Annotated in this window: 12 protein-coding genes and 8 tRNA genes; 16 read left to right on the forward strand and 4 right to left on the reverse strand. The window is 31.3% G+C overall.

All coding sequences use genetic code 11. The features are described from left to right. Positions 1–40 precede the first annotated feature (40 nt). A complete protein-coding gene (locus tag KA856_RS05390; RefSeq protein WP_107385242.1) occupies positions 41–466 on the reverse strand; it encodes an HIT family protein in 426 nt (141 codons plus the stop codon). Between the two features lie 127 nt (positions 467–593). Here KA856_RS05390 and ecsA point away from each other — a divergent pair, with 127 nt between their 5' ends. Both ecsA and ecsB read left to right on the forward strand, forming a co-directional pair. Further along, positions 594–1331, forward strand: coding sequence for an ABC transporter ATP-binding protein EcsA (ecsA, locus tag KA856_RS05395; RefSeq protein WP_107505312.1), 738 nt, complete (start codon positions 594–596; stop codon positions 1329–1331). After that, positions 1328–2551 carry an ABC transporter permease EcsB gene (ecsB, locus tag KA856_RS05400; protein ID WP_181187701.1) on the forward strand — a complete coding sequence of 408 codons (1224 nt, stop codon included), beginning with the start codon at positions 1328–1330 and terminating at the stop codon, positions 2549–2551. Before ecsA ends, ecsB begins: the two co-directional genes overlap by 4 nt. Positions 2552–2604: 53 nt before the next feature. On the opposite strand, the gene KA856_RS05405 is transcribed toward ecsB, so the two are convergent. Beyond that, positions 2605–3108 (reverse strand): signal transduction protein TRAP, encoded by a 504-nt coding sequence (locus KA856_RS05405; RefSeq protein ID WP_107385222.1) that lies wholly within the window; start codon positions 3106–3108, stop codon positions 2605–2607. Between the two features lie 259 nt (positions 3109–3367). Here KA856_RS05405 and hemE point away from each other — a divergent pair, with 259 nt between their 5' ends. The 12 genes from hemE to KA856_RS05465 all read left to right on the forward strand — a co-directional run bounded on the left by hemE (position 3368) and on the right by KA856_RS05465 (position 8632). Next, complete coding sequence (gene hemE, locus KA856_RS05410; protein ID WP_181187702.1) at positions 3368–4402, forward strand: uroporphyrinogen decarboxylase; 1035 nt, start codon at positions 3368–3370, stop codon at positions 4400–4402. 83 nt (positions 4403–4485) lie between these two features. Further along, positions 4486–5409: a ferrochelatase gene (hemH, locus tag KA856_RS05415; protein WP_181187703.1), complete on the forward strand. Its 924-nt coding sequence runs from the start codon at positions 4486–4488 to the stop codon at positions 5407–5409. Between the two features lie 17 nt (positions 5410–5426). Further along, positions 5427–6821: a protoporphyrinogen oxidase gene (gene hemY, locus KA856_RS05420; protein WP_107385219.1), complete on the forward strand. Its 1395-nt coding sequence runs from the start codon at positions 5427–5429 to the stop codon at positions 6819–6821. Positions 6822–6962: 141 nt separating this feature from the next. Next, a complete protein-coding gene (locus KA856_RS05425) occupies positions 6963–7520 on the forward strand; it encodes an alpha/beta hydrolase (protein WP_107385218.1) in 558 nt (185 codons plus the stop codon). Positions 7521–7913: 393 nt separating this feature from the next. Beyond that, positions 7914–7987 (forward strand) — tRNA-Met (locus KA856_RS05430). Positions 7988–7998: 11 nt separating this feature from the next. Then, positions 7999–8074 (forward strand) — tRNA-Asp (locus tag KA856_RS05435). A gap of 18 nt (positions 8075–8092) precedes the next feature. Next, positions 8093–8165: transfer RNA gene (locus tag KA856_RS05440), tRNA-Phe, on the forward strand. Between the two features lie 11 nt (positions 8166–8176). Continuing rightward, positions 8177–8252: transfer RNA gene (locus tag KA856_RS05445), tRNA-His, on the forward strand. 13 nt (positions 8253–8265) lie between these two features. Continuing rightward, positions 8266–8339 (forward strand) — tRNA-Gly (locus tag KA856_RS05450). Between the two features lie 10 nt (positions 8340–8349). Then, positions 8350–8424 (forward strand) — tRNA-Asn (locus KA856_RS05455). 1 nt (position 8425) lies between these two features. After that, positions 8426–8497 (forward strand) — tRNA-Glu (locus KA856_RS05460). A gap of 46 nt (positions 8498–8543) precedes the next feature. Then, positions 8544–8632, forward strand: a tRNA-Ser gene (locus tag KA856_RS05465). 300 nt (positions 8633–8932) lie between these two features. Here KA856_RS05465 and KA856_RS05470 read toward each other — a convergent pair. Continuing rightward, the gene (locus KA856_RS05470) at positions 8933–9103 is read right to left on the reverse strand and encodes a hypothetical protein (RefSeq protein ID WP_181187705.1); all 171 of its coding nucleotides are present in this window, start codon (positions 9101–9103) and stop codon (positions 8933–8935) included. Between the two features lie 602 nt (positions 9104–9705). Here KA856_RS05470 and menE point away from each other — a divergent pair. Then, positions 9706–11094, forward strand: coding sequence for an o-succinylbenzoate--CoA ligase (menE, locus tag KA856_RS05475; protein ID WP_107384993.1), 1389 nt, complete (start codon positions 9706–9708; stop codon positions 11092–11094). A gap of 12 nt (positions 11095–11106) precedes the next feature. After that, on the forward strand, positions 11107–12111 hold the full coding sequence (gene menC / locus KA856_RS05480) for an o-succinylbenzoate synthase (protein ID WP_210138540.1): 1005 nt from the start codon (positions 11107–11109) through the stop codon (positions 12109–12111). Here the strand turns inward: menC and yidD are convergent. After that, positions 12108–12344, reverse strand: coding sequence for a membrane protein insertion efficiency factor YidD (gene yidD, locus KA856_RS05485; protein ID WP_206748476.1), 237 nt, complete (start codon positions 12342–12344; stop codon positions 12108–12110). The two genes, menC and yidD, sit on opposite strands and share 4 nt — an antisense overlap. Positions 12345–12393: the final 49 nt, after the last annotated feature.

Raw genomic sequence — 12393 nt, forward strand, 5'->3', positions numbered from 1 at the left:
ATAATTTTAATATACCCTAAATCATATCAGCTAAGCATAATTAATTAAATTGAGCTGCAATTTCTTGTGCAATTTTTTCCTTCTGATCATCGTCTATGCTTTCTTCATGTGTTTCCCATTTATAACCAAAACCATCTACTTCATTTTCATATCTTGGTAATAAGTGGAAATGTAAATGGAAGACAGATTGATCGGCAAATTCACCATTATTTTGTATAATATTTAGACCATCAGGGTTAAATGCATTTTTAATTGCGTTTGCTACTTTAGGTAAAGCAACACCTATATGTTTCATTGTTTCACTATCTGTTTCAAAGATATTTGCAGAGATTTTTTTAGGAACTAATAAAGTATGACCTTTAGTCACTTGAGAGATGTCTAAAAATGCATAAACATATTCATCTTCATATACTTTATAACTAGGAATCTCACCATTTATTATTTTACTAAAGATTGTTTCAGACATAAATCTTCACTCCTTGTCAGATATTTAATAACCATTATAGCATTACTGATTAATTTCCGTCATTTTTTGCAGTAACTTTATGAACAATGTTTGATTTTTGATACAATACTATTTGTGGAGGTGCCTTATGACAGTAAAAGTAGAGCATTTAACAGGTGGATATGGCAAAAGACCTGTGATTAAAGATATAAATTTTGAATTGAGAAAAGGAGAAATTGTTGGTTTGATAGGTTTGAATGGTGCTGGGAAGAGTACTACTATTAAACATATGTTAGGTTTATTAACGCCTATGGAAGGGCAGTTAACAATTTCAGATATTAATATCAAAAAAGACGTAGAAACTTATAGACGAAAATTATCATATATTCCAGAAGCACCAGTAATATACGATGAATTAACGTTACAAGAACATATTAACATGACTGCAATGGCGTATAATATTGATAAAGAAGAAGCTATGAAAAGAGCAAATCCATTATTAAAAACATTTAGGTTAGAAAATGAGTTAGATATATTTCCAAGTCATTTTTCTAAAGGTATGAAACAAAAAGTAATGATTATTTGTGCATTTATTGTAGATCCAGAACTATATATCATTGATGAACCATTTTTAGGTTTAGATCCTTTAGGTATTCAATCTATGCTTGATTTAATGGTTGAAAAAAAAGAAGAAAATAGAACTGTATTGATGAGTACACATATTTTGGCAACTGCTGAAAAATATTGTGACAGATTTTTAATAATGGACAAAGGTCAAATCGTGGCATTCGGTAATATAGATGAATTAAGAGAACAAACAGGGCTAAGTGGTAAAACTTTAGATGAAATCTATATACATGTTACTCAAGGTGGCCAGAACTCATGAGACATGAAGCTAAACAATTATTTGATTTAAGGAAACAAGAAATTACAAAGGAGAAAAGTTATTATAATAAGTTTATATTTAATGGTCATTTTTCCGTATTTCTTGTGATTTTATTAGGTGCATTTATTTTAGGCTATGGAGATTGGTTGAAATCAATACCTAAACATATTAATTATCCATTAATTGCTAGTATAATCACAGCCATTACTTCTATGTTCCCAATTAGGACTTTATTGAAAGATGCAGATAAATTATTTCTCTTGCCATTTGAAAAACATATGTTTGAATATATGAAAAAAAGTTTGATGTATAGTTATGTTACTAGATTACCTATACAAATATTATTAATTATTATATTATTTCCATTATTTTATGTGCTTAATAACAAAACGTTTGGATTTTATATTATCTTTGCTGGACTAGCAATTATATTCCCGCTCCTAGGTTTATTATTAAAATGGCAGTGGTATAAATTTCGACTTGAACGTTGGTCATTATTTAGTATTTTGTTTGTGATATTTACATCTGGTTATTATGTAGCCTTAGATCCTAAAAATATCTTAAGTATTTTTTCAGTTATTATACTTGTTGCTCTTACTCTGTTAATAAGATATTTAAACAAAGACTATTTGTTCCCATGGGAGCATATGATTAATACAGAACAACAACATCATATGAATTATTATAAATTTGTAAATATGTTTACGGATGTAAAACAACTAGAAGAGAAAGCAGTAAGGAGAAGTTATTTAGATCCGTTATTGTGGAAACCGAAACCTAAAAAATTTAATGACAACTATATGTATCTTTATTTATTTATTAGAAGTTTTGCTAGAGGTAAAGACGCATTTAATATTATATTACGCTTGATTATTATAGCTTTAGTTATGATGATATGGTTACATCAAGTCATCGTAATTTTATTAATTGGTAGCCTGTTTATGTATATTATTTTGTTACAAATGTCTCAATTTTATACACAACAAGCATATGGTTTATGGCCTCAAGTTTGGCCGGTATCTGATAGTAAAGTGATAAAAGGGTATGAACAATTTTTAAATAGATTAATGTGTTTTATAGGCGTGGTATTTATTGTTACTTTTGCTATTATTCTCCCACAATATAGTTTCTTTGGATTGATATTCTTTCTTGTAGGGTGGTTGACGATTAGAAATATAACTAAAAAACTAAAATATCAAGAAAGTTTGCTAACAGATTAAAAAATCGCTACTCAAGTTTTAGCTTAATGCTAATTTTGAGTAGCGATTTTTATTTAATAGTCATCAATTGGGAATAAATATCTTTCAAAATAACTAGAATGTTGACCACTAGAACCAAAGAATTGACTTAGTGCAAGTTTATCAAAGTTGTCTTGGAAGACAGTAGAGGCTTTGAAATCTTCATAGTCTGTACGACTATTAAAGCCAAAATAAATTTTGTATGTTAACCCTTGATTTGGTTTTAAAAAACGATAACTTCTGTAACCTGCAAATTGTTTAAAATCAGTTGTTACATTTTCTAATTTCTTTTCTAATTGATAAGCATGATCTTCTGATGTTGGTATGAAAATAACAGAATAGAAGTAATTTTCATCTAAATTCCCTTCAGATTTAATGATGTCATAAGCTAACGGATGTTTTAAAACAGTTTCACCTTCTGTTTCTTCTATAATGACTGAAGAGTCAGAAGCTGAAAATTGTAATAGATTATGTGTCGGATTATTTAGCTTAATTTGATTCAAATAACCAAATGTACCGTAAGATGCGTATATTTTCATAAATTTTCCCCCTTGAATTGTTTAAGAAACATTGGATAACTATTATAATTTACTATATATACTTCTAATATTTCAAATAAATGTAAAATAGACTTTAACAGTATTATAATTGATTTCTGATAGAAAACAATAGTCAAATAATTAAGATCATAAAGTGACACACTTTGTCATTTTTATGACATTTCTATACATTGAATACGGTAAATTAATGGATATGGTAATATTAATAAGAATGATTATAATGTAGGAGGATTACAAGGTGCATAATAAAAATAATACAATCCTAGATATGATTAAGGGCAAAGAAGTTAAACACACACCTGTGTGGTTTATGCGTCAAGCTGGTAGATCTCAGCCTGAATATAGAAAATTGAAAGAGCAATACTCTTTATTTGAAATTACACATCAACCAGAATTATGTGCATATGTAACACATTTACCAGTAGATAACTATAATACGGATGCCGCGGTTTTATATAAAGACATCATGACACCGTTGCAACCGATAGGCGTTGATGTTGAAATTAAGTCTGGGATAGGTCCAGTAATTCATAATCCGATTAAAACTATTCAAGATGTTGAAAAATTAGGGGAAATTGATCCAAAACGAGACGTTCCATATGTATTAGATACAATAAAATTGTTAACTGAAGAAAAATTAAATGTGCCATTGATAGGTTTTACAGGTGCTCCATTTACATTAGCAAGCTATATGATTGAAGGTGGTCCTTCTAAGAATTATAATTTTACAAAGGCGATGATGTATAGTGATGAAGCAACATGGTTCGCACTTATGGATCATTTAGTTGATATGTCCATCATTTATACGACTGCCCAAATAGAAGCTGGTGCAGAAATTATCCAAGTATTTGATTCTTGGGTTGGTGCATTAAACGTACATGATTATAGATATTATATAAAGCCAGCAATGAAAAAGTTGATTAATGGAATTAAAGCGAAACATGATGTGCCAGTTATTTTATTTGGTGTAGGTGCAAGTCATTTAGTACATGAATGGAATGATTTACCAATAGATGTATTAGGTTTAGATTGGAGACTATCTATTAAGGAAGCTAATGATTTAAATATAACTAAAACCTTACAAGGAAATTTAGATCCTTCTTTACTGTTAGCACCTTGGGAAGTTATAGAAGCAAGATTAAAACCTATTTTAGATCAAGGTTTAGCTCATGGTAAACATATATTTAATTTAGGTCATGGTGTTTTTCCACAAGTTAAACCTGAAACTTTAAAAAGAATTACTACATTTGTTCACGAATATACACAAAGATAGTTAGACATAAATATAGTGAGCAAGATTTACAATTAATTATGTCATCTACATCTAAAAAATTTAAATAAAAGGATGATTTTAAAATGGCAAAAACAGTAGGCTTATTAGTAATGGCTTATGGTACACCTTATAAAGAAAGTGATATAGAAGCTTATTACACAGATATTAGACATGGAAAAAAACCTACAGAAGCAGAATTACAAGATTTAAAAGATAGATATAAATTTATTGGTGGTTTATCACCGCTCGCAGGCACTACGAATCGACAAGCTGAGGCTTTATGTTCAGAGCTGAATAATCAGTATACAGATGTTAATTTCAAGTTATATATAGGCTTGAAACACATACATCCATTTATCGAAGATGCTGTAAAAGCTATGAACAAAGAAGGCATAGAAGAAGCGGTTACTGTAGTACTCGCACCACATTATTCTAGTTTTTCAGTGGGCTCTTATAACAAACGTGCACAAGAAGAAGCAGATAAATATGGTATTACTTTAAAACATGTTGAACATTATTACCAACAACCTAAATTTATCCAATATTGGACTGAAAAGGTAAATGAAACTTTAGAGCAAATACCAAAAGAGGAACATGATGAGACAGTTTTAGTTGTATCAGCACACAGTTTACCCAAAGGTCTTATAGAAAAAAATAACGACCCATATCCAAACGAATTGCATGATACTGCTGAATTATTAAAAGCTAAATCAAACATCGCTCATGTAGCTGAAGGATGGCAATCGGAAGGTAATACAGGTACACCTTGGTTAGGACCTGATGTTCAAGATTTAACAAGAAATTTATACGAAAAATATAATTATAAAAACTTTATTTATACACCTGTAGGCTTTGTATGTGAACATTTGGAAGTACTATACGATAATGATTACGAATGTAAAATAATTTGTGATGAATTAGGAGTTAATTACTTCCGTCCAGCAATGCCTAATACAGATCCACTATTTATTGGTGCAATCGTTGATGAAATAAAAAATGTTTATTAAAGGAAGCGTGAATTACATTGACTAAGCGTATCGCAATTATTGGGGCAGGCATCACTGGTCTATCTAGTGCTTATTTTATAAAATCTAAACGACCTGATATCGATGTCACAATTTATGAATCTTCTAATAGAGTAGGCGGGAAAATTCAAACATACCGAAATGAAGGTTATACCATTGAATTAGGTCCAGAATCCTATTTAGGACGCAAACAAATTATGACAGATATAGCCAAAGACATAGGGCTTGAAGATCAACTCATTACTAATAAAACTGGGCAATCGTATATATATGCCAAAAACAAGCTCTATCCGATTCCTGGAGGTTCCATATTAGGAATACCGACTGACATCAAACCATTTCTAAAAACCAAATTAATTTCTCCGTTGGGTAAATTAAGAGCTGGAATGGATTTGTTTAAAAAAACAGTAGACATGAATAGCGATATGTCGGTAGGTAAGTTTTTTAGAACACGATTAGGTGACGAAGTGTTAGAAAATCTAATAGAACCATTGATGGGTGGTATTTATGGTACAAATATCGATGAGCTCAGTTTAATGAGTACTTTTCCTGAATTTAAAGAGAGAGAAGAACAATTTGGAAGCCTTATTAAAGGAATGCGATATGAGAAAGCTCAAAGAATCAAACAACGTGAACTTTATCCAGGTGCACCTAAGGGACAATTTAAACAGTTTAGACATGGATTGAGTTCATTTATAGAACATTTAAAAGACGATTTGGAAGCAAAAGGTGTTAATATTAAGTATCAAACCGCTGTTCGCGATATTACTGCTTCACAGAAAAAATATGAAATAAAAACAGACAACGAAAAGCATATTTATGATAGTGTTTTAGTTACAACGCCACATCAAAAATTCTTACAATGGTTTGGTAATGATCCTGCTTTCGATTATTTTAAAAACATGAATTCTACTACAGTAGCAACAGTTGTACTTGCATTTGACGAAACAAATATTATCAATAACTATGATGGCACAGGATTCGTTATTGCTCGTACAAGTGATACCAATATTACAGCTTGTACATGGACAAGTAAGAAATGGCCATTTACAACACCTGAAGGTAAAGTGTTAATTAGAGCTTATGTTGGTAAACCAGGTGATACTGTAGTTGACGATCACACAGACGAAGAAATCGTGAAAATCGTAAAAAAAGATTTGAGTAAAATGATGACCTTTAAAGGTGCACCTGATTTCAGTATTGTAAATCGTTTGCCAAAAAGTATGCCGCAATATCAAGTAGGACATATTGAACAAATTAAAGCGATACAATCACATATTAGAAATAATTATCCTAAATTACGTATTACCGGTGCATCATTTGAAGCTGTAGGGTTACCTGATTGCATAAAACAAGGTAAAGATGCAGTGGAAGAGATTTTAAATGAAATTTAAATAAATAATAAAAAGTCATTTTCTACTTGAGAATTTTTAATTATTGTAGAAATGGCTTTTTTTATTAAGATGAAAATTACAATACATGTGAAATATATGAGATACTTTAATAGTAATATTTGTAAAGTGGGGGACTGATTTATGACAGATATAGTAATAGTACACTCAAAGTTAGGTGATTCAACGAATCACTGGTATGAATGGTTAGCAAATAATCTTACCTTGGAAGGTTATGTAGTTACACTTTTTAATATTCCTGAAGAACAAAATAGTGATATACGTAAATGGATTAATGTTATGAATGAACAAATTCATATCCGTAAACAAGATACTTATTTTGTAACTCATGGTTTTGGTACAATTGCATCACTTGAATTTATCCAAAGTAAAAACTTAAGCAATATAGAAGGCTTATTTAGTATTTCAGGGTTTAAAGAGGATGCACAAGAGATTGATGAGTCGTTAAAATTAGATGATAAAATAATCGACTATGATAAAGTTAAAGAAAAAGTGAATGAATTTTATGGTTTGTGTGCAAAAGATGATAAACATGTTTCTTACAAAGAAACAAAGCGTTTAATGGACGCGTTAGATGGCAAGTGTAAAGTCACTGATTTTGGAGGACACTTCATGGAAGATGACGGTTTCACTACATTTACAAACTTGCAAAGTAAAATGATGGGTATTATGAGTAAATAGATTGGATAGTGATAAACATCGCGCATAGAGCAAGAAAAATAATTTCCATATTTTAATTATAAAGTGAATAACTCTTTATAGCTTGCCAACAATTCTGGTGAATAAACTTCGGCAAGCTATAAAAATAAATAAATTTGTGTCATTTCTCAACTAAAATTATAATATTATAGTTATATTCCGTTTTTACACAAAATACTTTAGTGAAAGCATTGACGAAAGTAATAAAAGTTTATATACTAAATAAGTATTCAGAAATGAGGTGGGCTTAACCACCAATTATGACATTTAATTTTTAATTAACAATTAATTATTTGTAAATTAATTTTAAAATAATGTTGATTTTGTAATGACATTATGGTATATTTGTTAGGTAGGCGTCATTAATAATATTAACGCGGGATGGAGCAGTTCGGTAGCTCGTCGGGCTCATAACCCGAAGGTCGGTGGTTCGAATCCGCCTCCCGCAATTACATAATTTGGTCTCGTAGTGTAGCGGTTAACACGCCTGCCTGTCACGCAGGAGATCGCGGGTTCGATTCCCGTCGAGACCGCCATTATGATTTTATCATTAGGGTTCAGTAGCTCAGTTGGTAGAGCAATGGATTGAAGCTCCATGTGTCGGCAGTTCGACTCTGTCCTGAACCATTTTATTTTTGGCGGTTGTGGCGAAGTGGTTAACGCATCGGATTGTGGTTCCGACATTCGTGGGTTCGATTCCCATCAACCGCCCCATAATCGTTAACAAGCGGGTGTAGTTTAATGGCAAAACCTCAGCCTTCCAAGCTGATGTTGTGGGTTCGATTCCCATCACCCGCTCCATTCAAATTAATCCACAGTAGCTCAGTGGTAGAGCTATCGGCTGTTAACCGATCGGTCGTAGGTTCGAGTCCTACCTGTGGAGCCATGGCCCCGTGGTCAAGCGGTTAAGACACCGCCCTTTCACGGCGGTAACACGGGTTCGAGTCCCGTCGGGGTCATACAAACAGAAGTGAAATATCGCTTCTGTTTTTTTAATTCTATATTGGAGAGTTGTCCGAGTTGGCCGAAGGAGCACGCCTGGAAAGTGTGTAGGCGCCACAAGCGTCTCGAGGGTTCGAATCCCTCACTCTCCGTTAATTACATAATTTGAGTTTTTCTAAAACACCGTAACCTTTGATATATTAGGGTTACGGTGTTTTTATTTTGCATAGGCTACTAATATTTTGGCCATTTCATGGTCAAGATGACCACAAAAAATACAATACTACGCCACTAACCAAAGCGTTGACCAATAAATGCTGTATTACATGTGGCGCAAGGCCTTCTAGTATTATTATTTTGTTATTGATAGATTATAAATCGTTGTTTAGCCACGTTCTTTTTTCAAAAAGGGGAGTGCCGTTTCTTTATTAGATGATTAATGATACCAAGTATTATGGTTTATCAATTTTAATTGCAATGTCTTCTAATTTATCTTTTACTTCTTTTAGAGTATGGCTCTCTGAAAAAGTGAAATGAAACGGGGTATTTTTGTTTGTTTTTGCATATATTGTTATTAAGTCATAATATAAGCCTTGCTCAATTTCGTATTTAATAAATTTCATTTTATTTTAACTCCTTCATCATATATAAAATTAAAAACGCTTACTTTTCCTTTTCATTTAACAAGATTTAAGTAAACGAAGAGTGAGGGATTCGAACCCACAATGGATGATTGCAATAAGATATTGAAAAGTGCTTTCGTAGAGAAAGTTATGTTTAAGCATTTGTTATTATCTGAAAATGAATTCGTTTTCATTATCATATCATCATAATTTGTGGTATACAATATAAATTATCACAATTTTATACATGATTTGATATCAATTAGTGTGAATATTAGTTTTGTATTATCAGTAGGTTACAAAACACGAATTTTTGGCTTCTCATAGTCATGCACTTATTCAATTTTTAAGATTTTGCTTTTTTGTATATAGCTCAATTTTATGTTTTGTTATTTTTTTGCTTATACGATAAAATAAGTTACTTTTTCGTTAACTTTTGTTTATGCTTTAAGTACACTACTAAGTATTTATTTGAATTTATAAATTTTAATAGCTTATAATTCGTTCACTACAATTTAGGTTAAACACACAAGAAGATGCATCAACACTGTTAAAACAGAGTAAAAACGTTATAATAGTCAATGAGATGGAGGAATGACAGATTGGAATTTTGGTTGAAAACACAAGCAAAACAAAATGGAGATAAAATATTTATTGATGATGGTACCAATAAAATCACCTTTGCTTCAATGTATTACGAGGCAAGTCGATTAGCTTATCAAATAAAACAATTGAAAAAAAAACGTATAGGTATATATATAGAAAATCAAATTGAATCTATTACTTTGATTAATGCGTTGTGGCTAGCAGGTGTAGAAATAGTGATGCTAAACACGCGTTTAACCAAAGAAGAAATGCAAAATCAGTTATACTCTATTGAAACCGATACAGTTATTACTACTAACAATTTAATGTTACAAGATATAGCCATAATTGACTTTAATGAATTAAAAAAAGAGGTTTCTGACAACACGTATGAGGCTATATTCAATTTGGATCGAATTGCTTCAATTATGTTTACATCTGGAACAACTGGACCACAAAAAGCAGTTCCTCAAACATTTAGCAATCATTATGCAAGTGCAGTTGGCTGTAAAGAAAGTTTAGGATTTGATCAAGACACAAAATGGTTATCTGTGTTACCTATTTATCATATATCTGGTTTAAGTGTCATACTAAGAGCGCTTATGGAAGGTTTTACAGTACGTATTGCAGCGAAGTTCAATTCACAAGTAATTCTTGAAATAATCCAAAAAGAATTACCGACACATGTGTCATTGGTTCCGCAAACTTTAAAATGGTTAATTGATGAAGGTTTGGATCAACCATTTAATATACAAAAGATATTGTTGGGTGGGTCTAAACTTTCTAGTACATTAATTGAAAATGCTTTGAAATCAGAATTGCCGATTTATAATTCATTCGGAATGACTGAAACATGCTCTCAATTTTTAACAGCATCACCAAATATGTTAGCTAAGCGATATGATACTGTCGGAAAACCAAGTGAAAATGTTTTTGTTAAAATAAAAGACCCTAACGATCAAGGACATGGAGAACTGCTTATCAAGGGTGAAAATGTTATGAATGGGTATCTATATCCTGAGAATTTAATGGATACTTTTGAAAACGGCTATTTTAAAACGGGAGATATTGCAGAAATTGATGAAGATGGTTATGTAATGATTTATGACAGACGAAAAGATTTAATCATTAGCGGTGGCGAAAATATATATCCATATCAAATAGAATCTGTGGCAAAACTTCATGCATCAATTATTGATGCAATGTGTATTGGGGAACATGACAGTACATGGGGAGAAGTACCTTATTTATATTATGTTTCAAAAACAGAATTATCAAATGAAGAATTATTGGCACATTTTAAAACGCATATAGCGAAGTATAAAATCCCCAAATATTTTAAACATGTAACAGAATTACCTTATACATCAACAGGTAAATTGCAACGAAAACATTTAAGAAATTAGGCGTGAGCAATTATGAAATTGAGCGAAATGAAACTTTATATTTGTAATAATTATTTTAAGCATGCAATCGTTACTCCTAAAGTAAAAATGGACAAGCGTAAAGCACTTTTTGTTGAGTTTATAACTGATAAACATATACATTATTTTGGAGAGTGTAACGCTTTTGAAACAGATTGGTATGCAGATGAAACGATAGAAGTAGTTTATGACCAAGCAATAAAGTGGTTTGAAACATTTAAAAACCATGAGTTTGAACGCTTTTCGGATGTACAAAATGCACTTCAATGTTTGGAGATATATCCTGCTACACGAAGTATGATTGTGATGGCCTGTTATCAGGCTTTTTACGAATTAGAAACGTTTAATGTACCCTATGGTGCAACAGTTAGTGGTCTAACATATAAGCATATTTTCAACTTAAAAGTCACACAACCACATCGCATAAAAATAAAATGGTCTGAAAATATTTTAGAAGATGTAAAACAATTGAAGAGATTGCCATTTAAACCTCAGATCGTCATTGACGCTAATGAATCGGTTAAAAATAGTGAAGTTGAGAAAGTTATGCTCCTTTCAAGCAGCGATATACTTTATTTAGAAGAACCTTTTAAAGATATAGAAAAAGTAAATGATTTTAAAGATTCTGAATTACCTCCTATAGCTATTGATGAGAAGGCAGTATCATTGAAAGCAATTTTATATTATGTTGAAAATTATAAAATTGATGTTGTGGTATTAAAACCATTCAGACTAGGTGGCATTGATAAAGTCTTGGAAATAATTGAAATATTAGAACAAAAACATGTGAAATTTGTCATTGGTGGTATGTATGAATATGGATTAAGTCGTTATTTTACAGCTTTATTAACACGGTATGCTACTTATCCAAGCGATATTACACCACACGGATTTTATTTTGAAAATGATATTGTAGCGCATTCGGGCATATTAAAAAGAGGCTCAATTTATTTTGAACCTCCTTTTGTAAACAAGTTTAATTTAACTCAGATTAATTAATGTTTATGCTTTTTATCTTTTTTTAAAGGTACTGGATCAAATCCACCTTTATGGAGTGGATGACATTTTGAAATACGTTTAACACCTAACCAAGTACCTTTGATGGGTCCGAAAACTTCTATGGCTTCTCTAGTATATTCAGAACAAGTGGGGTAAAAACGACAAGTAGCCGGGGTCATAGGAGAAATGAAATGTTGATATATATAGATAAGTCCTAGAAAGATTTTTTTCATAAAATTTTGCCTCCAACAATTTACATAGCAATGATAGTTTAACATATAT

Source organism: Staphylococcus sp. GDB9P120P, from assembly GCF_017893435.1.
GTDB lineage: Bacteria > Bacillota > Bacilli > Staphylococcales > Staphylococcaceae > Staphylococcus > Staphylococcus cohnii.

Excerpts from the sequence above, each read along its gene's own strand:
- KA856_RS05390 (WP_107385242.1), bottom strand. The coding sequence starts at position 466 with ATGTCTGAAACAATCTTTAGTAAAATAATAAATGGTGAGATTCCTAGT.
- yidD (WP_206748476.1), bottom strand. The coding sequence starts at position 12,344 with ATGAAAAAAATCTTTCTAGGACTTATCTATATATATCAACATTTCATT.
- KA856_RS05470 (WP_181187705.1), bottom strand. The coding sequence starts at position 9,103 with ATGAAATTTATTAAATACGAAATTGAGCAAGGCTTATATTATGACTTA.
- menC (WP_210138540.1), top strand. The coding sequence starts at position 11,107 with ATGAAATTGAGCGAAATGAAACTTTATATTTGTAATAATTATTTTAAG.
- KA856_RS05405 (WP_107385222.1), bottom strand. The coding sequence starts at position 3,108 with ATGAAAATATACGCATCTTACGGTACATTTGGTTATTTGAATCAAATT.
- ecsB (WP_181187701.1), top strand. The coding sequence starts at position 1,328 with ATGAGACATGAAGCTAAACAATTATTTGATTTAAGGAAACAAGAAATT.
- hemH (WP_181187703.1), top strand. The coding sequence starts at position 4,486 with ATGGCAAAAACAGTAGGCTTATTAGTAATGGCTTATGGTACACCTTAT.
- ecsA (WP_107505312.1), top strand. The coding sequence starts at position 594 with ATGACAGTAAAAGTAGAGCATTTAACAGGTGGATATGGCAAAAGACCT.
- KA856_RS05425 (WP_107385218.1), top strand. The coding sequence starts at position 6,963 with ATGACAGATATAGTAATAGTACACTCAAAGTTAGGTGATTCAACGAAT.